General features: G+C 35.4%; 21 protein-coding genes. 11 read left to right on the top strand and 10 right to left on the bottom strand.

All coding sequences use genetic code 11. The features are described from left to right. Positions 1-194: 194 nt before the first annotated feature. The 3 genes from ACSVH7_RS00320 to ACSVH7_RS00310 all read right to left on the bottom strand — a co-directional run bounded on the left by ACSVH7_RS00320 (position 195) and on the right by ACSVH7_RS00310 (position 3031). The gene (locus ACSVH7_RS00320) at positions 195-1352 is read right to left on the bottom strand and encodes an alpha/beta fold hydrolase (protein ID WP_438064707.1); all 1158 of its coding nucleotides are present in this window, start codon (positions 1350-1352) and stop codon (positions 195-197) included. A gap of 186 nt (positions 1353-1538) precedes the next feature. Then, complete coding sequence (locus ACSVH7_RS00315) at positions 1539-2045, bottom strand: TlpA family protein disulfide reductase (RefSeq protein ID WP_438064706.1); 507 nt, start codon at positions 2043-2045, stop codon at positions 1539-1541. Between the two features lie 611 nt (positions 2046-2656). After that, the gene (locus ACSVH7_RS00310) at positions 2657-3031 is read right to left on the bottom strand and encodes a heavy-metal-associated domain-containing protein (RefSeq protein WP_438064705.1); all 375 of its coding nucleotides are present in this window, start codon (positions 3029-3031) and stop codon (positions 2657-2659) included. A 105-nt stretch (positions 3032-3136) separates the two neighbouring features. Here ACSVH7_RS00310 and ACSVH7_RS00305 point away from each other — a divergent pair, with 105 nt between their 5' ends. Then, positions 3137-4003, top strand: coding sequence for a DMT family transporter (locus ACSVH7_RS00305; RefSeq protein ID WP_438064704.1), 867 nt, complete (start codon positions 3137-3139; stop codon positions 4001-4003). Between the two features lie 192 nt (positions 4004-4195). Here ACSVH7_RS00305 and ACSVH7_RS00300 read toward each other — a convergent pair whose 3' ends face one another. Then, positions 4196-6226: a M16 family metallopeptidase gene (locus ACSVH7_RS00300; RefSeq protein ID WP_438064703.1), complete on the bottom strand. Its 2031-nt coding sequence runs from the start codon at positions 6224-6226 to the stop codon at positions 4196-4198. 13 nt (positions 6227-6239) lie between these two features. After that, complete coding sequence (locus ACSVH7_RS00295) at positions 6240-7562, bottom strand: M16 family metallopeptidase (RefSeq protein WP_438064702.1); 1323 nt, start codon at positions 7560-7562, stop codon at positions 6240-6242. Between the two features lie 248 nt (positions 7563-7810). On the opposite strand from ACSVH7_RS00295, the gene rplU reads away from it, so the two are divergent. Together rplU and rpmA are read left to right on the top strand one after the other, a co-directional pair. Further along, positions 7811-8239: a 50S ribosomal protein L21 gene (gene rplU / locus ACSVH7_RS00290; RefSeq protein WP_024981940.1), complete on the top strand. Its 429-nt coding sequence runs from the start codon at positions 7811-7813 to the stop codon at positions 8237-8239. Positions 8240-8263: 24 nt separating this feature from the next. Beyond that, a complete protein-coding gene (gene rpmA, locus ACSVH7_RS00285) occupies positions 8264-8524 on the top strand; it encodes a 50S ribosomal protein L27 (RefSeq protein ID WP_438064701.1) in 261 nt (86 codons plus the stop codon). A gap of 46 nt (positions 8525-8570) precedes the next feature. Here rpmA and ACSVH7_RS00280 read toward each other — a convergent pair whose 3' ends face one another. Then, on the bottom strand, positions 8571-10919 hold the full coding sequence (locus ACSVH7_RS00280; RefSeq protein WP_438064700.1) for a patatin-like phospholipase family protein: 2349 nt from the start codon (positions 10917-10919) through the stop codon (positions 8571-8573). Between the two features lie 230 nt (positions 10920-11149). On the opposite strand from ACSVH7_RS00280, the gene ACSVH7_RS00275 reads away from it, so the two are divergent. Then, positions 11150-12892: an APC family permease gene (locus ACSVH7_RS00275; RefSeq protein ID WP_438064699.1), complete on the top strand. Its 1743-nt coding sequence runs from the start codon at positions 11150-11152 to the stop codon at positions 12890-12892. Between the two features lie 83 nt (positions 12893-12975). Here the strand turns inward: ACSVH7_RS00275 and ACSVH7_RS00270 are convergent, their stop codons facing one another. The 4 genes from ACSVH7_RS00270 to ahcY all read right to left on the bottom strand — a co-directional run bounded on the left by ACSVH7_RS00270 (position 12976) and on the right by ahcY (position 15542). Beyond that, positions 12976-13068 (bottom strand): hypothetical protein, encoded by a 93-nt coding sequence (locus tag ACSVH7_RS00270; RefSeq protein ID WP_438065423.1) that lies wholly within the window; start codon positions 13066-13068, stop codon positions 12976-12978. 492 nt (positions 13069-13560) lie between these two features. Further along, on the bottom strand, positions 13561-13893 hold the full coding sequence (locus tag ACSVH7_RS00265; protein ID WP_438064698.1) for a type II toxin-antitoxin system RelE/ParE family toxin: 333 nt from the start codon (positions 13891-13893) through the stop codon (positions 13561-13563). Beyond that, positions 13883-14092 carry a hypothetical protein gene (locus ACSVH7_RS00260; RefSeq protein ID WP_438064697.1) on the bottom strand — a complete coding sequence of 70 codons (210 nt, stop codon included), beginning with the start codon at positions 14090-14092 and terminating at the stop codon, positions 13883-13885. Before ACSVH7_RS00260 ends, ACSVH7_RS00265 begins: the two co-directional genes overlap by 11 nt. Before the next feature lie 133 nt (positions 14093-14225). Next, positions 14226-15542 (bottom strand): adenosylhomocysteinase, encoded by a 1317-nt coding sequence (ahcY, locus tag ACSVH7_RS00255; RefSeq protein WP_438064696.1) that lies wholly within the window; start codon positions 15540-15542, stop codon positions 14226-14228. Between the two features lie 381 nt (positions 15543-15923). Here ahcY and ACSVH7_RS00250 point away from each other — a divergent pair, with 381 nt between their 5' ends. The 7 genes from ACSVH7_RS00250 (at position 15924) to ACSVH7_RS00220 (ending at position 23868) form a co-directional block, all read left to right on the top strand. After that, positions 15924-16625, top strand: a complete 702-nt coding sequence (locus ACSVH7_RS00250; protein ID WP_438064695.1) for a phosphoadenylyl-sulfate reductase — start codon at positions 15924-15926, stop codon at positions 16623-16625. Positions 16626-16745: 120 nt separating this feature from the next. After that, the gene (gene cysD / locus ACSVH7_RS00245) at positions 16746-17645 is read left to right on the top strand and encodes a sulfate adenylyltransferase subunit CysD (RefSeq protein WP_315143264.1); all 900 of its coding nucleotides are present in this window, start codon (positions 16746-16748) and stop codon (positions 17643-17645) included. Positions 17646-17737: 92 nt separating this feature from the next. Continuing rightward, positions 17738-18982: a sulfate adenylyltransferase subunit 1 gene (locus tag ACSVH7_RS00240; RefSeq protein WP_438064694.1), complete on the top strand. Its 1245-nt coding sequence runs from the start codon at positions 17738-17740 to the stop codon at positions 18980-18982. 96 nt (positions 18983-19078) lie between these two features. Next, complete coding sequence (locus ACSVH7_RS00235; RefSeq protein ID WP_438064693.1) at positions 19079-21169, top strand: nitrite reductase; 2091 nt, start codon at positions 19079-19081, stop codon at positions 21167-21169. 11 nt (positions 21170-21180) lie between these two features. Then, the gene (cobA, locus tag ACSVH7_RS00230) at positions 21181-22011 is read left to right on the top strand and encodes a uroporphyrinogen-III C-methyltransferase (RefSeq protein ID WP_438064692.1); all 831 of its coding nucleotides are present in this window, start codon (positions 21181-21183) and stop codon (positions 22009-22011) included. 47 nt (positions 22012-22058) lie between these two features. Continuing rightward, complete coding sequence (locus ACSVH7_RS00225; RefSeq protein ID WP_438064691.1) at positions 22059-22640, top strand: precorrin-2 dehydrogenase/sirohydrochlorin ferrochelatase family protein; 582 nt, start codon at positions 22059-22061, stop codon at positions 22638-22640. A gap of 172 nt (positions 22641-22812) precedes the next feature. Then, on the top strand, positions 22813-23868 hold the full coding sequence (locus tag ACSVH7_RS00220; protein ID WP_024981950.1) for an NAD(P)/FAD-dependent oxidoreductase: 1056 nt from the start codon (positions 22813-22815) through the stop codon (positions 23866-23868). Positions 23869-24006 lie beyond the last annotated feature (138 nt).

Genomic DNA, 24006 nt, shown 5'->3' with positions numbered 1-24006 from the left:
ACGACTAAAACTACGAGGGTATTAATCCTTAGCCGATGCATACATCGAACTTAACCCATCATTTTGCGAACCGCCGAATGCATGACCCGCTTGGCCTGTCCTGAGCAAGGTCGAAGGGTTCGGTGGTGTGAGAGCTGCACTCCGTTAGTTTCTAGCGGAGCTGTCTACTCGATTAGCCGTTGTTTTTTTATTTATCATTGTTTTGAAAGTTCATTTATTACTTTTTTCCCATTTTCATTTTCGGGATTTAGTTCAATTGACTTTTTATACATTTTAATTGCATCTTCTTTTTTATTCATTTTCAACAGAACTTCTCCATAACTGTCATAAGCATTTCCACTTGAAGGATTTAATAATACATTTAATTTGAATATTTCTAAAGCTTTTTCATTTTCGTTTTTGTTTAAATATTCATACCCTAAATTATTTAGGTAGTCTTCCGAGTGTATGTAAGCACTATTTTCTTTTTTTACATTGTTTGATGAACTAATTGCATAATTTAGAGTACGTTCATAAACTTCTATTTTTTGCTTTTCATTTAATGTTTCAGCATAACTTTTAGATATTGTTGTAATTACTAAACTTGGATTATCAAACCAAATTCCGTGACCGCATTCAAATGCAGTAATTCCAATGCTTTTTGGATGACTTTCAACAAACTTTTTATGACATTCTTTCCAATATTCTATTTTTTCAGTTTCTTTAAATGGTGAAATTCCATTTATAAAATCTACTACTGGAATATATTGTGGAATTGATAATTTACTAATCATTTGTGTGGTTTCGCGAATATTTGAAGCCATATAAAATAAACCAAGATTAGATTTCTTCCATTCTGGAATAAGTTTTTCTTGTTTTTTTAAATCACTTTCCACAAACTTTTCCATAAAATTATGGTTCACATCAATTAATACAATTGATTTTACAAGGTTTGGATTTCTTACCGAATATAAAGTTGAAAAGTAACCGCCAAAAGAATGAGAAACTAACATAATTTCTTTGTTATAACCCAATTTTTTTAATCCAGTTTCTAAATCCAAAATGCTGTTTAATATTCCGTGTTTTGAAACTTCTGTTTCTAAAGTATTTATCGTGCTTTTTCCAAAACCTTCTCTGTCATAAGTAATTAAAGTTGCTCCTGTAATTTCTGCAATAGGTTTTAAAATAGAATTCCAAACTGTACCATCACTTCCGCCACCAGCCTCAAAAAGAATTGGAATTCCTTTGCCTTTTATAATATTGAAATGTAATTTATGATTTCCAACATCAACCAAAGTATCAATTGTTTGAGATTGCGTTTTTTGAAAACTAATAACTATGAAGAATGTAATCATTTTTAAGTATAATTTCATTTTATAATTGTATGTTTTTTATTGATTTTCTGTCGCTCCAAAATAACGGCTAACGTTCCCGCGCTACACGCAGGCTGGGATTAAAGATGCGTAATCTTTCGGTTAAAAACAAATCTATCAAATACAAACTATTTTCAAATTTAGCCAATTGCCCAGCTTGCTTGTAGCGTGTGTTGGCAGATGCCTTTATTTTATTTGCTTTTTTAACTTTTCTATTTCTTCGGTCGCAATTATTGTCTTTCCGCTTGCATCAATTAATATGTAATATGGATTAGTGTATTCTTTTAGCTCAATTTTTTTTGCAAAATCTCCTAATATATCAATATATTTTGTTCCGTTTGGATATAAGTTGTCATAATCAATTATATAGCAATCTTTAACATTTAGTTTTGACATAACTTTTTCAAGATTGTCTTGCATTTTACTATCACTTTTATCAGAGCTAACATTTATAATATCGATATTATTTTCTTTACTTATTTTTAATAGTTCAGGAAAATCTTTTATGCAAGGAGAACAATAAGAAAACCAAAAATGAATAATAGTTTTTTTGTTAATTTTATTTTTTAGGTTTAAATATTTTTCAGGTGTTATTTTTACAATATTTGGTTTACTAATATCATTTTTGCAGTTTGTAAATAAAGCAATTGCAAATAATACGCATATTCCTGTTAATAAAAATCTTTTTTTCATACGTCAATTTTTTAAGGTTGCTGCCAACTTGTTTATAAGCGAAACAAACTTTCATATATACACCCAAAATTGGATCGATAGGCGAAGTTTGATTTCTCGTTCTCGTTTTTCAAATATATCTTTTTTTTAAAAATTATTACATAAAATCTTCCTTTTTTATAATTGAACATGAAAACTATCAGTGTTTTTTTTGGCTTTACTAAAAGTCTAGCATAAGGGCATTGTAACTTCATCCTCATCACTTTTACAACTGATACGGTTCGTTATAAAAACGCATCAGGACGAACCGTTGAATTGACCGCGGTCAAATGATCAATCGACCGCGGTCGATTTGTCCGTTCATCGGTATCGTTTTGGATGTTCATCGGGTTCAAGTTTTGAGTCGGTCGTGATTGTTTTGAAAAAGGAAAGGCAACACTTCAAACACGAGCTCTAATGGTTTGTAGTACAGGTGAAAACAAGGGAGTAATCCTGTTGGGAATTCCTTTTTGTGTGATGCTTCGTTCTTTTGAATGAAAAAAAACGATTGACTTGATAACGATGAATTAGTAAGGGCATAAAAAAAAGCATTCGTTGATGGCGAATGCTTTTTTGTTTAAGATTTTTTCTGATTAGGACTTAGTATTTACAACTTTATACGTTTTGCCATCAGCTACTCCTTCAATGACTTTGGTTAAAGATTCGGGATTTTGAACCGTTTTATCGAATGAAATAGTGGCTAATTTTTTGTCAAAATCAACGGTGGCTTTTTCCACGCCTTCGGATTCGGCTAATTTTTTTTCAATGGTTTTAGCACACCCCATAGCGCAAGTCATTCCTTCAATAGACATACTGGCGGTTTGAAGATTTTCGGCAGTAATTGGTTTTTTTGCTACAGGAGCTTCGGCAGCAGTGGCTTGTGGTTTTACTGCTTCGGTTTCTTTTTTGCAACTTATCATAACGATGCTTGCAATGGCGATAGCTATAATTGTTTTAGTTCTATTCATTGGTATTGATTTAGATGAGCTTAAAATGTATTTTGGGTCAAAATTAATCAAAAAAACAGCTTGAAATTCCCAAAATAATTACAATTTTGAACCAAAATACAATAGATGGAATCAAAACAATTCAAATGGGGCTATTTGCTGCTTTTATCTCTTATATGGGGCAGTTCGTTTATATTGATCAAAAAGGGGTTAGTAGGTTTAACCGCTTTTCAGTTGGGGTCCTTGCGGATTATTTTTGCTGCGCTTTTTTTGTTAGTGATTGGCTTTAGAAGTTTGAAAAAAATCCCACACCATCAATGGAAGTTTATTGCTTTAACTTCGTTGTTTGGGACTTTTATTCCGGCCTATTTGTTTGCTATTGCGCAAACGCAAATTGATAGTTCGATAAGTTCTATTTTGAATTCCTTAACGCCTTTGAACACTTTGTTAATCGGGGCGCTTTTCTTTCGTTTGGATTTTAGACGCAATCAAATTTTTGGTGTATTGATTGGTTTAGTGGGTAGTGCTTTGTTGATTTGGAATGGCGCGGTGCATCATCCGAATCAAAATTATAATTATGCTTTTTTAGTACTCATTGCCTCGATTTGTTATGCGACCAATGTCAACCTGATTAAAAAATATTTATCTGATTTGCCTCCGTTGAGTATTACGACGGGTAATTTTTTGGTCTTGCTTTTTCCAGCGTTGACCGTGTTGTATACTACAGATTTTTTCTCTATGACTCATGGGGCGGCTGTTCAAGAATCGGTACTGTATATTTTAATTTTGGGAGTGTTAGGAACGGGGATTGCGAATATTATTTTCTTTAAACTCATTCAGATTTCATCGCCTGTTTTTGCTACTTCGGTTACGTATTTGATTCCGGTGGTGGCTTTCTTTTGGGGAATGTTGGATCATGAAATGTTGACGGCTGTGCAGCTTTTTGGCGCTTTTATTGTTTTGGTTGGAGTGTATTTGTCGGCAAGGAAATAGGTGTTTTCATGTCAATTCGACAAAGTAGAAATCACATAACGTGAGTCACTATTGAGATTCCTCATTCTTCGGAATGACAAAACGACGTCTTGAAATGCTTAAGTTAAAAAGATTGAGCGTCAAGGCCAAAATTGCATCAACAAAAAAGACTGCCGATGAAAGCAGTCTTTTTTGTTGTAATTTAAGTTGTAATTATTGAAAATCGGCATCGGTTACCCCTTCGTTGATTTTTATTTCGGAGGTAGTAAGTTTGAGTTCTATTCCGATGTTCATTATTGTGGTATGTGGAAATTTTATTCCTTTAACTTCTTTGTAATCATTAAAAAAGGTGGTTTGAGTTCCTCTTTCAGAAGTTTTGCTTTCTGCGATTTTGAAGAAGTTTTTTGTGTCATAATAAAGCGTTGATTGGCCATCTTTAATTGCGTAGGCATCGGTGTCGTTGATGGATTCGATCCCTGCTAATTTGATACCGGTTTTATCAAGTAAAGGTAATTCGTCAAAAGGATTCATGTCGGCTTTCTTTTCTTTAAACTCTGCTGCTGAAAGGTCTTTACGTTGACCCTGTTGCATGGCGTATCCTGATTTGTCTCCTAATACTCTTTTCATCATGGTCATTCCGCCAGCCTTCATTTCTACACTCAATTTTTTGTCTGATGTAATTTTGGAAGTCATTTCAACAGGTGTGCCTTGAACGGATCCAGATGCAACAGTTACTATTGATTTTACCTTTTTTAAAGCTTCTTGACCACCAATAGCTTTAATGTAGTTTTCCAAAACGCTTTTGGCAGTAACTCCCGCAGGAATTTCTTTCTTGGCTACGGGTTTTTCAATGGCATTCCCATATTTGTCAAAAAAGTACAACGGTAATTGTAGTTTCTCTAAACCAGTGGTGATTTCGCTTGCTTTTCCAACCACCACAATGCGAGTGTTGTCTAGAAGAAAATACTTATTGGCTACGCGAAGAATGTCGTCTGCAGTGACTGCATTGATGGTTTGTATGTATTTTTCGTAAAAATCGGCAGGCAATTGTTCTGTTTCGATGTTTAAGGCGTAACGTGCTACGGCTTGTGGTTTTTGAACTTGCATTACAAAACGTCCAATGTATCCAGCTTTTACGTTCTTCAACACTTCTTCAGAAACTTTCTCGGTTCTGATTTTTTTGATTTCTTTGATGAATTCTACCACAGCACTATCAGTAACCGCATTACGAACGGCAGAAGTAGCGACAAACTTGGTGACATATTTTCCGCTTCCAATACTCGAATTAGCGCCGTAAGTCCACGCGTGTTGCTCTCTCAAATTCATATTCAAATACGAATTGAAATCGCCGCCCAAAATTTGATTGGCAATCACTGCAGGGAAAAAATCGGGGTCACTCATTTTTAAATGTAAAGTGTTTACCAAGGAAATAACGGATTGTACCGCATTAGGCACATCAATTAAGTTGATTTGTAGTTGTGCTACATTTGGGGTAGCGGTGTAGTTTTCTTTGGTGATGGTTTTTTTCTCCCATTTTCCAAAAAGTTTTTCAACTGCAGCCTTTGTTTCTTTGAATTTGATGTCTCCAATTACTACTAAATATGCGTTTTCAGGTACAAATCGGGTGGCGTAGTTGTTCTGAACATCCGCAAGGGTTACGTTTTTTAAAGTTTCTTCTGATAAGTACTCGCCTGAAGGATGGTTTTTTCCAAAAGCCAAAACATCAACTACACGACCAGAAATGGCTTCTGCGCTTTTTTCATTAGCTTTTAATCCTTCGATGATTTTTGCTTTTTCTTTGTCGAATTCTTCCTGAGTAAATTTTGGAGTCAACGCGCCTTCTGCCAGAAGTTCTAAAACACGACCGGCGTATTTAGATAGCGTACTTGCCGAGGCACCTTGGGAAGAGAAATTAAGGTTTGCTCCTAAAAAATCAATTTCTTCATTGAAATTGTCTTTGGTAGTTTTTTGACTTCCATTGCCCAATAAACTACTTGTAAGATCGTCTACTCCTTTTTTGTTGCCTTCTGCGAAAGGAGGGTTATCGAGGGTAAGGGTAAAAGCTACACGAGGCAATTTATGATTTTCAACGACCATCACTTTTAGTCCGTTTTTCAGAACGAAGCTTTGTGGTTTTTTGATTTGTACTATCGGAGCGGCTCCGGGTGTGGGTTGCGTTCTATTTTGCGCTTGCATAATTCCTGTGACAAAAAATAGGGTTAAGAGAATGGGTATGTTTTTCATAGTGATGGTTCTTTTATTTGGTTTTTTCAGCAGCGGGTACATAATCTAAAACTAAACGTTGATTAGGGTTCAAATACTTTTTGGCAACGTCTCTGATTTCTTCTCTAGTAATAGAGTGTATCATTTCGATTTCTGTGTTGATCAGGTTGATATCGCCATAAAGTAGGTAGTAACTGGCTAGGTTTTCTGCAATACCTTCAATAGAAGCATTAGAGTTCACAAAATTGTTATCGAACTTGTTTTGTAGTTTTTGATAATCTTTCTCAGAAATTAATTCCGTTTGTAGTTTTGCAATTTCATCATCAATCTCTTTTAAAATATCGGTAGCGGTATTACTCCCCATGGGTAAGCCATATAAAATATACATACCGTAATCTTCTTGACTATTGCTAAAAGCGCCTACTTGAAGGGCTATTTTTTTCTCATCAACGATTTTCTTGTACAATTTTGAACTTTTACCATCGCTTAAATAAGAAGAAATAAGGTCTAAAACTCGAGCATCGCGGGTTTTCATTGAAGGCGTTCTGTAGGCCGCCACAATAGCTGGAATTTGAATGTTGTTGTCTTCAAATTTGGCTTTTATGGTTTCGGTAATTGGTTCTTCTACAAAAACGTCTCTTTTAATCGGTGCTCCCTTTGGAATGGATCCAAAATAGTGTTCGATCCATTTTTTCGCATCATCTTTTTTGAAATCTCCCGCAACCACCAAAACGGCATTGTTAGGAATGTAGAATTTCTTGTTGAATGCTTGAAATTCTTCTAGTGTTGCAGCGTCAAGATGCTCCATTGAGCCAATAGTAGCCCAGCGATACGGATGTTTCTTGAAGATGTTTTCTTTGACTACCGCTTGAAATCTTCCATAAGGTTGATTGTCCATACGGGTTCTTTTTTCTTCTTTTACCACTTCGTTTTGAGTGTCTACCCCAATTTTGTTGATTACTGGATGTAATAATCTTTCGGATTCCATCCAAAGGGCTAATTCTAAATTATTAGAAGGAAATACTTCGTAATAATAGGTTCGATCATCAGAGGTATTGGCATTGTTTACCCCACCATTGGAGGTGACAATTTTAAACCATTCTCCTCGTTTGATATTTTGCGTTCCTTCGAAAAGCAAATGCTCAAAAAAGTGAGCAAAACCTGTGCGGTCGGGACTTTCATCTTTAGAGCCTACATGATACATTACGGAAGTAATTACAACGGGAGCAGACGGGTCGTGGTGTAAAATCACATGCATTCCGTTGTTTAAATCATACTCTTCATAAGCTACTTTTTGGGCGGAGGCTACACCTCCAAGCATCAATACACTACTCAAAGCCATTATTGTTTTTTTCATAGGGTTACTTATAGTTTTATTTTAGGTTAGTTATTTTTCAATCCCAATCGTTACACCAAATGTACTTTTTTTTATGAATTATTGTAAAAAATATCTTGTTTTTAGAATAATTTAACAACTGTTGTATTTGTGTAAAGTCCTTAAAAATCAGTTGATAAGAAGGAGTTGAATATTTTTTAGACTTTAAATTGCAGGAATGATTTTTAGTTGTATATTTGCAACCTTAAAAATCAATAAATCAATTTGGTATGTATGCAATCGTAGAGATAGCAGGGCAACAATTCAAAGTAAGCAAAGACTTAAAGGTTTATGTTCACCGTTTGGCTAATGAAGAAGGTTCAAAAGTTTCTTTTGACAAAGTTCTTTTATTAGACGATAATGGAAATGTAACTTTAGGCGCCCCAGCTATAGAAGGTGCTTCAGTAGAAGCTAAAGTGTTACAACACTTAAAAGGAGATAAAGTTATCGTTTTCAAAAAGAAAAGAAGAAAAGGATACAAAAAAAGAAATGGTCACAGACAATATCTTACTCAAATTGTAATTGAAGGTATTACTGCAGGAGGAACCGCTAAAAAAGCAGCTCCAAAAAAAGCAGCTGTTGAAGCTACCACTGAAGAAGCGCCAGCTCCTAAAGTAAAAAAAGCTCCAAAGGCTAAAAAAGAAGATACAAAAGAATAATAACAATATTTAAACTCATACGTCATGGCTCACAAGAAAGGTGTCGGTAGTTCGAAGAATGGTAGAGAATCAGAATCAAAACGTTTAGGCGTTAAGATTTTTGGTGGTCAAGCTGCTATTGCTGGAAACATCATCGTAAGACAAAGAGGTTCTAAACACAATCCAGGTGAAAATGTTTACATTAGTAAAGATCACACCCTACACGCTAGAGTAGCTGGAGTTGTGAAGTTCCAAAAGAAAAAAGACAACAAATCATACGTTTCTGTACTTCCATTTGAAGCATAAGAAATTATGAATTTTATGTTTAAAGCCTGTCATTGACAGGCTTTTTTTATGAAGGATTGAATAGTAATCCAATACTAAAAAAGAAATTCAAATTGTTGTTTTTGACCCAAGAAGTGTCAAATATAATAGGGCCAAGAAATGTATTGTAGGAAATCGTAGCTCCGGCAGAAACAAGTAAGCTAGTGCTTTCTTGGGCTTGCCATTTGCCTTTTGGAGAAAGAAAATGATTCTTGAATTCTCTAAAGTCCTGAAAACCCACTGAGGCCACATCGATATGGGGGATTAAATAAATTTTGGACGCTATATTAGTTTGAAGACTACAATTTAATTTAACATATTGACTGCTGTTGAGTTCATTTTCTTTCAGTCCTGCGAAAGTTACACTGTTTTTTAAAGGATTTTGGGTGTAACCTCCGATAAAGTATTTTGCAGGGTATCCAAATTCTGAGATAGAAATTTGGTTGTTTTTTAAGGCATCTTCAAAGAGTAATCCTGAACTAGCTTCGAGGATTAATACTTTATTTTTTAGAGGGATTCTATTTTCATAAGTAAAACTAAATTTGGTAAACGGGTTAGTACTGCCGCTATAGTTTGCGCTTTTATTGAGGAAATTTAAATCAATCGACTGATGAATGGATCTTGATAGTTCAACATATAACTTGTTCCCGTTTGAGGCAAAAAATACTTTATTAAGATTGTTGGTAGAATAGTGTAGATTCATTTCTATTTGGTTCAAATAGTAACTATTCAATGTGAAAACAGTATTGAATCCAGGATACGTTTTAGGGCGCAAGTGAGTGAAGTGATAGTTAAGTCCTGCACCAAAATAACTTTTCAAAGCATTGATGTTTCTATTGATTTGATTGTCAAAATGGAAGGCATTATATTGTAAGTTATCGGCTTTTTTGTTTCCAATATAAACATCTTGTGTTAAAAAATGCCCATATCCTTCTGAACGCCACCACCAATTTTTCTCTTTCCCAAAGATGTTTTGAAATTGGACTCTTATCCTAGGTTGTTGTGCTATATCGGCGGTGAGTAAAATGCGTGAGGATTCTCCTAAAATATTTCTGCCTGTATAATTTACAATAGCACCAAAACCTCTAAAAGTGTCAAAATGAATCGAGGCTTTGATTTGGCTTTTATAGTATTCTGAGGCGTTTAATGTTAAATAATTTTTTCCTCCATTAGAAAAAGTTAAGAAATTTATTTGATTGAATAAATTGGTGCCCATTACCTTTTGTACACCATTAGTAATTGCGTCGATTGTATAGTCATTCCCGGATTTGATTCCTGAACGTTTTTCAACTAATGATAGATTAGCTGCACTAAAATTGTGATAAACAATGGAATCTAATACAAACTTTCTATTTGTGTCAGGTAGTTGTGGTTTTTTTTGGGGATATTGTTTTAGTTTTTCTGCCAATGCTAGTAAGGCTGGAATGTTTTGTTTGATGGCTATTTTTCCCTCTTTGTAAATTTCTTTGCTGGCATTAAAATCGCCTGTTGAAAAGGTTAGATTTGGATAATGACTGAACAAGATATCACAAAGTTTTTTGTTTTTTTCATTGTTTAAATTGCTGGTGAGCATAGCTGATTGAAATATTAATGTAGAGAGATTGTCAAGTTTTTCTATCGTGATTTTGTCATCACCCACATCGCTTCCGATTATAATGTCGGCACCCATACTTTTGGCAATATCAGTGGGGAAATTGTTAAGAATGCCACCATCAACTAAAACCGTATTTTTATAAGGAATAGGTCTGAAAACACCTGGAATTGACATACTAGCACGCATAGCAATACCTATAGCTCCTTCATTTAAAATGACAGTTTGACCATTCAGTATATCGGTTGTAACCGCTCGAAAAGGAATGGGTAACTGATCAAAATTTGAAATATTATAGGCAGGATAGGTAATCAATGAGAGGAATTCTCGGAGATTTTGATCATTTAATAAGGATGTTTTGATGATAGGTTTGTAGTTTTTAACGTCGATATCAATTAAATACCGACTAAATTCACTCATTTCTTCAACACTTACATTGTTTAAGGAAACCTTACCTTTTAGAAGTTCGTCCCAATTGGCCCGGTTTGCGATAGCTGCAATACTATCTCCTGAATATCCTATGGAATATAAGCCTCCAACAATACTACCCATACTGGTGCCTATGACCAAATCAGGTACAATGTTCAAAGAATCCAGTACTTGAAGTATCGGAATATGGGCAATTCCTTTGGCGCCTCCTCCACTAAGTACTAAAGCAATTTTAGGCTTTCTGGGCTGTGCCCAAAGGGTAGGACTCATCAATGCAGAATATAGGAATAAATAACACCATAATGTGCAAATCACTTGTAATGGATTTTTAAAAAAGAAGTGAGTACTAGTTGTCATGTTGCGTGTGGTTAATGATGGAATACGTAAACTGAGTTAGAATGATAAATATAAGGGGTTTGTTTTTAAATGCCTCGTTTTTAGATCGTAATGTTTGTTGTGGATTTGTTAAAAAAAGAGTATTTGTTTCAAAATGTTTTAATTTTATTAAAGTTTACGCTTTTTTGGTAGCTTCCAATAAAATGAGTGTATTTTTAAGTTTTAGTAAATAATAATTGAAAACTTGCAAAATGAAGAAAGTCCTGCATCAAAAATTAAACGAATTACAAGCGACTGCAATATGCGGTAATGATATCAGTTCTTCCTGTTTGTATGTGTCTGCCTTGACGATTATGTATGCGGGGCAATTTGCTTGGATTTCATTATTGGTTGTAGCGTTAGTATTATTTTTATTTAGAAAAATTTATGGAGAAGTTGTGGGTGCGATTCCTTTAAATGGTGGGGCTTACAATGTATTGTTGAATACTTCGACAAAGCGATTGGCTTCTTTGGCAGCCACATTAACGGTACTTTCTTATATGGCCACAGCAGTGATTTCCTCTATAGAAGCCATGCATTATTTACAAGGAATTATTGAAGGTATTAATGTTACTATGGCTACTTTGGTTGTTTTGATTGCTTTTACAGGACTAGCAATAATGGGAATAGGGGAATCGGCTTTTGTAGCGGTAATTATATTTATTATTCATCTTTTTACTTTGAGTCTTTTGGTGCTTGTTTCTCTTTGGTATTTAATGGGGAATGGGTTAGAAACTTTTCATATTAATTGGTCGATGCCATTACGGGCCGGTGGTTTTGTTAATGCCTTATTTTTTGGTTTTTCAGCTGCCATGTTAGGAATTTCAGGCTTTGAAAGTTCTTCTAATTTTGTGGAAGAGCAAGAGCAAGGGGTGTTTAGAAAAACATTGCGTAATATGTGGGGTATAGTAAGTTTCTTTAATCCTGTTTTAGCCTTGCTTTTAATTTGTATTATTCCTTTGACCGAAGTGGGTGCGCATAAAGAATCTTTGTTGGCTTATTTAGGGCATACAACCGGTGGGAATTGGTTGGCAATTTTGATTTCGGTCGATGCGGTTTTAGTATTATGTGGTGCTGTTTTAACTTCTTTTGTAGGGGTTTCGGGCTTGTTAAATCGAATGACTTTGGATAGAGTTTTGCCTAATTATTTTTTAAAACAAAATAAAAACGGCGCGAATTATCGCATCATTATCAGTTTTTTAATTCTGTGTGTTTCTGTTTTGTTTGTTACTAAAGGACATTTAGAATCTTTGGCAGGAGTCTATACTTTTTCTTTTTTAGCGGTGATGGCTTTGTTTGGCATTGGAAATTTGATGTTGAAAATAAAACGAAGAAAGCTTCCAAGGCCTGAAAAAGCTAGGGGTTTTGCCGTTGTTGTAGCCGTAGGTTTTATAATTGTAGCTTTTTTTGGAAATATCAAATTGAACACCAATTCTTTTTTTACTTTCGTTAGTTACTTAGTGCCTGCTTTTCTTCTGGTAAGTATTATGTTGAATCGCTCCATGTTGATCAAAGTGAGTATTGATGCTTTAGAGTATTTTTATAAACCTTTGCGACGGGTGGTGGTTTTGAGTAATCGATATTTGAATAAAATGCATACTAGTGTAAACTCGCAAACCTTTGTTTTTTTTACTAAAGGAGATGATGTGGCTATTTTAAACAAAGTAATGCAATATGTGCAAAACAATGAATCTACCAAAAAATTAAAAATCGTGAATGTTAAAAATAGTTCAGAGTCCAATGATTTGTTGATTAAAGATGTAGAAGTCTTAGATAGAGCTTATCCTGAAATTGATATTGAATTTGTTGAACTTGAAGGGGTTTTTGGACCTGAGATTATCGATGATTTATCGAAACAATGGGGAATCCCAAAAAATTTCATGTTTATTGGATCACCAGGTGACCGTTTCTCTTATAGAGTGGCAGATTTAGGAGGGGTAAGGTTGATTATGTAGGGTTTACGATACTCTCTTTTCCAAAAAAAAAACCATATATATTGGCAAGGGTTGTTAAAGTATGCAAATCGTTTTCCTATATTTTATTTGTCGTTATAATGTCCTAAAGCTGAAATGATGATTACTACGACTTCGTGGTCGATAATTTCGTAAACTAATCGGTCTTTTTTGTTAATTTGTCTAGACCATACGTTTTCGGTTTTGTATTTTAGTTTTTCAGGCTTACAGTTCCAGTTGTTGGATGTATTTCTAATTCCAAAAATATCTTTTCAATTCTTAAAACAGCTGTTTTTTTACCTGACTTTTTTATTGGTCTCAAATAGAGTTTAAAACTATGCACTTTCAGTGCATCTTGCTTTAGCTTCTAAAAATTTTTACACCGCAGATTCGCAGATTTTAAAAGATTAATAATTAAAATAATTTGTGAATCTGCAGTGAAATTATGTTACAACCTTGATGACTTTCAGTCAATAGTTTTTTATTTTGATACAGGTATTCATTTAGCTAGAATTGAACAAGGAAAGCAGAACATTACTGTTGCTACTTTGTTTAAAATATACGATTATTTTGGTATGAAACTGAGTGATTTCTTTCTTTTGATGGAAGATTCTAAACGATAATATTATAAGGAGAATATATTAAAAAACCCTCACAGTACTGCAAGGGTTCTATTCTAAATCCAAATTGGCAATCATCATTTTGAGTTCATTGGGTTTTAGGGTTTCTTTTTCACTTTTGTCGTAAATTGTAAGTAAATAAACAGTTTCACTTTCAACATACACATAAGTTATAACTCTCGCACCTCCACTTTTTCCTTTTCCTTTGCTTTCAATGGCTATTCTAATTTTATAACAATTATTGCCTATAAAAGTTCCTGCTTGTGGATTTTTGGCTATTTCTTCAATGAGTTCTTTAAACTCAAACTTTAGTGATGGGAATTTTTTAACCAATCGTTTTAGTTCTTTTTCAAACAGATGGGTTGGTAAAATACTATAACTCATCAAGCAAATCCTGAGCGGTTTTTAGCTTAATTTTTCCTTGTTTGTGCAATTTCACTTCTTTAGCAGCTTCCTTTAAATCTTCAAAAAGGGTAACTTTTTCAGGGGTGATTGGATTTACTTTTTTTACAAACGCAAGATTACGCAATACTTCAAGACCAAAAGCTGCTTTACTATCGGGAATTTCTACTAAAACTTGCATACTGTTATTTTATAAGGAGTTACAAATATAAGCAAATTAACATTTTGAAACAACAAACCCTCACAGTACAACTGAATTTAGTTCAGTTTCCTGCAAGGGTTTTATCTTAATACTTAGTACTTAATTCTTACTACTAATATCTGTAATATTCTGGCTTAAATGGGCCTTCAACAGTTACTCCAATGTATTCTGCTTGATCAGGACGTAAAGTCTCTAATTCCACACCTAATTTGGCTAAGTGCAACATTGCTACTTTTTCATCTAAATGTTTTGGTAACATATACACTTCATTGTTGTAGGCGGCACTGTTTTTCCATAATTCGATTTGAGCCAATGTTTGGTTCGTAAATGAGTTACTCATTACAAAACTTGGATGGCCTGTAGCGCAACCAAGGTTTACCAAACGACCTTCTGCTAAGATGATGATATCATTTCCAGCGATAGTGTATTTGTCAACTTGCGGTTTGATTTCGATTTTTGAAGCACCGTGGTTTTTGTTCAACCAAGCCATATCAATTTCGTTGTCAAAGTGTCCGATGTTACAAACGATAGTTTTGTCTTTCATTTTTTCAAAATGAGCACCCAAAACGATGTCTTTATTTCCAGTTGTGGTAATAATGATATCAGCTGTAGCGATAACAGTATCTAATTTTTTCACTTCAAAACCGTCCATCGCCGCTTGTAAAGCACAAATTGGATCAATTTCAGTAACCGTTACAATAGATCCAGCACCTCTAAAAGAAGCAGCCGTTCCTTTTCCTACGTCTCCGTATCCACAAACGATTACTCTTTTTCCAGCTAACATAATATCAGTCGCACGACGAACTGCATCAACAGCAGATTCTTTACAACCGTATTTGTTGTCAAATTTAGATTTAGTAACAGAGTCGTTTACGTTGATCGCTGGCATTGGTAATGTTCCCGCTTTTACTCTTTCGTATAATCTGTGAACACCAGTAGTAGTTTCTTCAGACAATCCTTTGATTCCAGCAACTAATTCTGGGTAACGATCAATAACCATATTAGTCAAATCTCCACCGTCATCCAAAATCATGTTTAAAGGTTGTCTGTCTTCACCAAAGAACAACGTTTGCTCGATACACCAATCAAAATCTTCTTCGTTTAGACCTTTCCAAGCGTACACTTGAATCCCTGCAGCAGCAATAGCAGCAGCAGCCTGATCTTGGGTAGAGAAAATGTTACAAGAACTCCAAGTTACTTCAGCACCAAGTGCAATAAGAGTTTCAATCAAAACTGCGGTTTGAATCGTCATGTGTAAACATCCTGCAATACGAGCTCCTTTTAAAGGTTGTTCGTCTTTGTATTCTGCACGAAGCGCCATCAAACCAGGCATTTCAGCTTCTGCTAATTCGATTTCTTTTCTTCCCCAAGCTGCTAAGGAAATGTCTTTCACTTTGTAAGCCACAAAAGGCATAGTTGCTGTACTCATTTATTTTTTAAATTGATTGTTCAAATTTTTTGCAAATTTACGTAATAACTTTAGAATTAATTCAATTTCGATAAGATTTGTGAATTGTTTAATTGCTTAAAGATTAGAATTTTATAAAGTGCCTTGGTTTTAAGGTTTAATACTCAGAAGATTTGATGCCTTCCTGATATTCATGAATGAGATTGTTCGCTTGTTACTTGAAGTTTTTATGATTTATTGGATTCTTTGTCATGATCAATTGCAATTCAACCAATGACTCAAATCAATGCTATGAAATTTATAGTAGATTTTATTAAAAAGTTTTGATTATTAAAATATAGTATTACTTTTGCATAGTAATCTATAAAACCGATAGGGTAATAGATTTTAAATTAAAAAAGTATGAGTACATTACTAGTAGAAGAATTAATCAAGAAAACCGAAAACTTTTCGATCGAGGAAACCTTCGCTTTTTTGGCTACTGAATTTCCTGAAAAAGTAGTTTTCTCAACTTCTTTTGGGCAAGAGGACCAGGTAATCACGGCTTTAATCGCAACCAATGAATTGCTGATAAAAATATTTACCCTCGATACAGGAAGGTTGTTTCAAGAAACTTATGATGTTTTTCATAAGACGCTAAAGAAATACAAAGTGAGTATTCAGACTTTCTATCCAGAAACGAGTCAAGTAGAAAACTTGTTGAACACTAAAGGCCCCAATAGCTTTTACGAATCGGTAGAAAACAGAAAAGAATGCTGTTTTATTCGAAAAGTGGTGCCATTGAAAAAAGGATTGGCTGGGAATCAAATTTGGATTACTGGTTTAAGAGCAGAACAATCTGAAAATAGAAGCGACCTAGCCCTTTTTGAGTACGATGCCCATTTTGATATCATCAAATTCAATCCTTTGTTGAAGTGGAGTTTACAAGAGGTTCAAGAATATATTGATACCAACAATGTGCCACAAAACAGCTTGCACAAAACAGGATTTGTGAGCATAGGTTGTGCACCTTGTACGAGAGCTATTGCTGAGGGAGAGGACATTAGAGCCGGAAGATGGTCTTGGGAATCCAGTCACAAAGAATGTGGGTTGCACCAAAAATAGAAGCAGATTTTAGAAAATAGAATAACAGAGAATAGAAAAAAAAACAATAATAGTGGTAAGATTTTAGTCGAGGTTGCAACAACCTTACACTTTACACTTTAAACTCTTAAACTAAAAATAATGAGTTCAGTATTAAAAACAAATGCTTTAGAAAGCGAAGCTATTTACATATTCAGAGAAGTGATTTCTCAATTTGACCGACCTGTTTTGCTTTTTTCAGGAGGAAAAGATTCGATTACACTAGTGCGTTTGGCACAAAAAGCATTTTTTCCTGCAAAAATTCCGTTTCCACTATTGCATGTTGATACGGGACATAATTTTCCAGAAACCATCGAGTTTAGAGATAAATTGGTAGCAGAATTAGGATTAGAATTAATCGTTCGCAATGTACAAGATGCCATTGACGAAGGTAAAGTTGTGGAAGAAACAGGAAAGTATTCTAGTAGAAATACATTGCAAACCACCACACTTTTGGATGCTATCGAAGAATTTAAATTCGATGCTTGTATCGGTGGGGCCCGTAGAGACGAGGAAAAAGCCAGAGCTAAAGAGCGTATTTTCTCGGTTCGTGATGATTTTGGTCAATGGGATGAAAAAAACCAACGTCCTGAATTGTTTGATTTGTTGAATGGTAAAATTGAAAATGGTCAAAACGTTCGTGTTTTTCCAATTTCAAACTGGACCGAATTGGATGTTTGGAGTTATATCGAACAAGAGCAAATCGAGATTCCTTCGATTTATTTTTCACACAAAAGAAAAGTTTTTTTGAGAGACGGTTTAATTTGGTCACACTCTCCTTATGTGTACCAAGAAGAAGACGAACAAATCGAAGAACGAATTGTTCGCTTCAGAACCGTTGGTGATATGAGTTGTACCGCCGCAGTAGAGTCGTATGCAGCCACTATTGCTGAAGTAGTTGGAGAAATTCGTTCTTCTACCATTTCTGAAAGAGGCGCCAGAATCGATGACAAACGTTCGGAAGCCGCTATGGAAAAAAGAAAACAACAAGGGTACTTTTAGAATAGCAATTGAAAGATTTAAGGATTTAAAAATTAAAAGATGTAAGGAGGAAGTTAAACAACTTTAAACCTTAAGCTTTAAACAAAAAATAAATGGAAGTTTTAAAAATAGCAACAGCAGGAAGTGTAGACGACGGGAAAAGTACGTTAATCGGAAGATTATTATACGATACACAATCCTTGACTACCGATAAAATTGAAGCAATAGAAAAAAGCAGCAAGCAAAAAGGATACGATTACCTAGATTTTTCTTTGGCGACGGATGGTTTGGTGGCCGAGAGAGAGCAAGGAATTACAATAGATGTAGCACATATTTATTTTTCGACTGCCAAAAAAAGTTACATCATTGCCGATACACCAGGCCACGTAGAATATACTCGTAATATGGTAACTGGTGCTTCGACTTCGCAAGTGTCGATTATTTTGATTGATGCTCGAAAAGGAGTAATTGAGCAAACCTACCGTCACTTTTTCATCAATAATTTATTGCGTGTAAAAGATGTTATTGTTGCAATTAACAAAATGGATTTGGTGGATTATTCGGAAGAAGTTTTCAATAAAATTAAAGCCGATTTTCAAGCCTTGAACGCGAAAAGCGCTTTTAAAGAACAAAATGTAAGTTATATTCCGCTAAGTGCCATCAATGGTGGGAATGTGGCTCAAAAATCAGAAAATATGCCTTGGTATTCTGGTCAAACCGTTTTGGAACATTTGGAGTCTTTGGAACCGAATGATATTTATGAAAATGGCATTACTCGTTTTCCAGTACAAACTGTTATTCGTCCAAAAACGGAGGACTACCATGACTTTAGAGGATATGCAGGAAAATTATATGGAAATTCAATTAGAGTAGGCGATGCGGTAACCGTTTTACCTTCTTTAACAGAATCTAAAGTAACCAACATTCACTTTTTCGATAAGCAATACGATGAAGCTATTGCTGGTTCCTCTATTACAATCGAATTGGAAAATGACATCAATGTAACAAGAGGCGATATGATTGTAAAATCAAGCGAGCTTACTAGAATTGAAAAAGACATCACAACAACTGTTTGTTGGATGGATAGCAAAAAATTAGTGGCAGGAGCAAAGTATTTTGTGCAACACAACACCAATAGAGTTTTGGCTAAAATTGATAGTGTGAAAAACGTAATCGCAACCGATTATTCTGGAGTGACACCAGCAACTCAATTGGCTATAAACGAAATAGGAGAAGTAACCATTAAATTGAGCAAAGCCATTTATTTTGACGCTTACAACGATAACAAATCAAATGGAGCTTTTATTTTAATTGATGCTGCAACCAACACCACGGCAGGCGTTGGATTTATAAAATAGTTGTTAGCTATTGGCTTATAGCCTTTGGCAAAGAATAGAAACAGATATACAAATCAGCTAAAAGCTAAAAGCCAATAGCTAACAGCCTAAATAAAAATGGAAAGTTTTAGAACCGAAATAGAGAATCCGATTGTCCAAAAGGATATTATCGATTTAGAAAGAAAAATTGCTTTATTCCGCGATGGAAAAATCGATGATGAACGTTTTCGTTCTCTTCGTTTAGCAAGAGGTGTATACGGTCAGCGTCAAGAAGGCGTGCAAATGATTCGTATCAAATTACCTTTTGGTAAAGTAACGAGTGAGCAATTGCAACGTATCTGTAAAGTTTCTGAAGAATATTCCACAGGACGTTTGCACATCACTACGCGTCAGGATATTCAAATTCATTACGTGAGTTTGGATAGAACACCACAACTTTGGGCCGAGTTAGAGAAAGATGATGTTACCTTAAGAGAAGCTTGCGGGAATACCGTTAGAAATATTACTGCTAGCGAAACTGCTGGAATTGATCCAGATGAGCCTTTTGATGTGTCTCCATATGCACACGCACTATTCCAATTTTTCTTGAGAAATCCGGTGTGTCAAGAAATGGGGCGTAAATTCAAAATGTCTTTTTCTTCTTCTGATAAAGATACGGCTTTGAGTTATTTGCACGATTTAGGATTTATTCCAAAGGTGGTTAATGGGGAAAAAGGATTCAAAGTAATGCTTGGTGGTGGACTAGGATCTCAACCTCATCACGCCGAATTATTATCTGAATTTATTCCTGTCAATCAAATCATTCCAACCACGGAGGGGATTTTGAGAATTTTTGACCGTTACGGCGAAAGAGCCAAACGATTGAAAGCGAGATTGAAATTCTTGATCAAGGAAATCGGAAAAGAGGAATTTTTGCGTTTGGTTGATGAAGAGAAAAAAGCCCTTTCGCATCAAGTAGTTGAAATTGATACTACAGCTTTCGAAAATGCCATTCCAACTCCAGTATTGGATGCTCCACAAGTTGTGATTGATGATGTCGCAGCCTTCGAAGCTTGGAAAAAAGCCAATGTTATTCCGCAGAAACAAGCGGGTTATGTGGCTATCGGAATCAAAGTAGCTCTTGGTGATTTTTATATTGATAAAGCCCGACAATTGGCTGATTTAATTAAGAATTATGCAACCAACGAATTGCGTTTTACGTTGCGTCAAGATATTTTAATTCGTCATATAAAAGAAGAAGCTTTGCCTTTCTTCTATCAAGAATTAGCCAAATTAGATTTTGTTGCCTTAGGATACAATAGCACTGCAGATATTACCGCTTGTCCAGGAACAGATACTTGTAATTTAGGAATCGCAAGTAGTACGGGAATTGCAGATGAGTTGGAAAGAGTTTTAGTGACAGAATATCCAAGTTATACTAATTCTAACGAAATCACAATCAAAATTAGTGGTTGTATGAACGCTTGTGGGCAACACAATATGGCTGAGATAGGATTTCAAGGAATGTCTATCAATGCAGGTAAACTGGTTGCGCCAGCGTTACAAGTATTATTAGGTGGAGGAAATTTAGGAAATGGCGAAGGACGTTTTTCTGACAAAGTAATCAAAATTCCGAGCCGTCGTGGTCCAGAAGCCTTACGATTGATCTTGAATGATTTTGAAGCCAATGCCAACGGACAATCATTCTTGAACTATTATGATGCTCAAGGCGAGAAATATTTCTATGAATTTTTGAAACCTTTGGCTGATGTGACCAATTTAACCGAAGCTGATTTTGTAGATTGGGGCAATGCCGATAATTATGTGAAAGCAGTAGGAGTGGGTGAATGTGCTGGTGTTGTGATTGATTTAGTAGCGACTTTATTATACGAAGCCAAAGATAAATTGACGTTTGCACAAGAAGCGTTCGAGGATCAAAAATGGGCGGATGCTATTTATTTGGCCTACGCTGGATTTGTAAATGGAGCCAAAGCTTTGTTATTAGCCGAAAACCAAAAAACAAACCATCACGCAGGAATCATAGATTTGTTTGATACTGTTTTTGTGGAAACGAATAAAATACAATTAGCCACTTCCTTTAAAGAATTGGTCTATCAAATAAAAGAAAACGAACCATCTGAAACTTTTGCTAAAGATTATATTGCGACAGCAACTGCTTTTTTTGAAACAATCGAAACATACAGAGCAGCGGATTTGTCTAAAAATTAAAGAAAAACAAGATGAGTTATAAAATAACAGGAAATAGTTCCTCCTCCCTCCCTTTTGGGCAGGGCCGAGGTGGGGCTCCTAAAGTTACCTTAGTGGGTGCAGGTCCTGGTGATCCAGACTTGTTAACTATCAAAGGAGTAAAAGCTTTGGCCGAAGCCGATGTCGTTTTGTATGATGCTTTGGCTAACGAAGAGTTAATGGAGTTTGCGCCAAAATCTTCCATAAAAATATTTGTAGGTAAACGCAAAGGAAGTCACGCCTATTCGCAGGAGCAAATCAATCAATTAATTGTTGATAATGCCTTGACTTATGGTCACGTTGTTCGATTAAAAGGAGGTGACCCATTTATTTTTGGACGTGGAAGTGAAGAAATTGAGCACGCTGAAAGCTTTGGAATTCCTACCTTTGTCGTTCCAGGTATTTCATCATCAATTGCGGTTCCCGCTTATCAGGGGATTTCGTTGACAAAACGTGGTGTATCTGAAAGCTTTTGGGTAATTACTGGTACAACATCGGCAAGAAAATTATCAGATGATGTTCAGCTAGCAGCCAAATCAACGGCAACGGTGGTGATTTTAATGGGAATGAGTAAATTGGCGCAAATTGTTGCCCTGTTTCAAAAGGAAAGCAAAGGTGAAACGCCAATTGCCATCATTCAAAACGGAACGACTCCAGAAGAAAGAATTGGAGTAGGAACTATTGATACGATAGAAGCTGTTGTAGCAACGCATAATTTGAGCAATCCCGCCATCATTGTAATTGGCGAAGTGGTAAAAGAAAGCAACAAATTAAAGGGTTTTTACGAGGAATTCATCGTAGGGTCAGGTCGTGACCTGACCTAAAACAAAACCGTCAGGTCGTGGTGACCTGACCCCAAAAAAAATAAACAATGGAAAGAAACGAATTATATCCCGTATTTTTAAAACTACATCAATTAAATGTATTGATTGTTGGTGGCGGAAATGTGGGTTTAGAAAAGTTATCTTTTATGTTGAAATCAAGCCCAAATGCGAATGTCGAAGTAGTCGCACCGCGATTTCTTCCCGAGTTGGAAGCTTTGGCCCTAAAACATCCTTCAGTAAAACTGACACCAAAAAAATTCAATCGTTGGATGCTTCGCAAGCGTAATTTAGTAATAGCTTGCACGGATGATTTGAAGGTGAACAAACGCGTGTATGATTTGTCCAGAAAGCGTTATTTGATTTGTAATATTGCAGACACACCCGATTTATGCGATTATTATTTGGGTGGAATTGTGACCAAAGGCAATGTGAAAATCGCCATTTCAACGAACGGAAAATCACCGACAACCGCCAAGCGATTACGAGAATTTTTTGAAGAGGTCATTCCTGAAGATGTGAATAAAATGGTCGAAAACCTGAATGAATATCGCAAAACGTTGAAAGGTAATTTTGAAGAAAAGGTGCAACGTATGAATGAAATCACCGAGGCATTAAAAAATAGTAAATAATACGTGTACGGACAGGTCGCGACCTGTCCTCCATCACAATAAAAAAATACCTAAGTGATATTTATCACGAATCCTCAAATGAATTAATCGTTTATTTGAACACCGTAGGGACAGGTCGCGACCTGCCCGTACAAAATGAAAAAAAAGAAGTAATAAGTATAAATAAAAAAAAATGGTTAAAACAGATATATTAATAATAGGAGCAGGACCAACAGGGCTTTTCGCCGTTTTCGAAGCAGGATTATTAAAATTAAAATGTCATATTTTGGATGCCTTGCCACAGCCTGGCGGACAGTTATCAGAATTGTATCCTAAGAAACCTATTTATGATATTCCAGGATTTCCAGAAGTATTAGCTGGAGATTTGGTGGATAATTTAATGGAACAAATCAAGCAATTCGAACCAGGATTTACCCTAGGAGAACGCGCAGAAACCATCGAAAAACAAGAAGATGGTAGCTTTATTGTAACCTCTAACAAAGGGAAAAAATTCCACGCTCCAGTTATTGCTATTGCAGGAGGCTTAGGAAGTTTTGAACCTAGAAAACCTTTAATCGAAGACATTGAGTTTTACGAAGACAAGGGAATTAAATACTTTATCAAGAATCCAGAAAAATTCCGTGATAAGAGAGTTGTGATTGCTGGAGGAGGAGATTCTGCTTTAGACTGGAGTATTTTCTTGTCGAATGTAGCATCAGAGGTAACTTTGATTCACCGTCGTAACGAATTCCGTGGCGCATTAGATTCTGTAGAGAAAGTACAAGAATTAAAATCTGCTGGAAAAATCAGATTGATAACTCCAGGAGAAGTAGTAGGCTTAAATGGTGCCGAACATATCGAATCTGTAGTGGTAGAAGACGACAAAGGCGCTAAGCAAACCATCGCTACCGATTATTTTATTCCACTTTTCGGATTGACTCCAAAATTAGGACCTATCGGCGATTGGGGATTAGAAATCGAAAAAAACGCCATCAAAGTAAACAATGCTTTAGATTATCAAACCAATATTCCTGGGATTTTCGCCATTGGAGACGTAAACACTTATCCAGGCAAATTAAAATTGATTCTTTGCGGATTCCACGAAGCCACTTTAATGTGCCAAGCGGCTTACCAAATTATCAATCCAGGTAAAAAATATGTGATGAAATACACCACCGTTTCAGGTGTTGACGGATTCGACGGTACTCGTAAAGAAGCGCCAAAAGCAGTAGTGAAAGCTATTGTGTAAAAAAAAGTTACTGAGTCACAAAGGTTCTGAGTTGCTAAGTTCAATAAAAAGCTTAGTAATTCAGAACCTTTTTTAGCTTAGAAACTTAGCAACTTAGTCACTCAGAATCTTTAAAAAAAACACTTGCAATTGTTAGCG

It is taken from the genome of Flavobacterium sp. TSSA_36, assembly GCF_051547165.1.
GTDB lineage: Bacteria > Bacteroidota > Bacteroidia > Flavobacteriales > Flavobacteriaceae > Flavobacterium.
The sequence above is the reverse complement of the archived record's forward strand: the minus strand, read 5'-3'. Positions and strand labels throughout refer to the sequence as shown.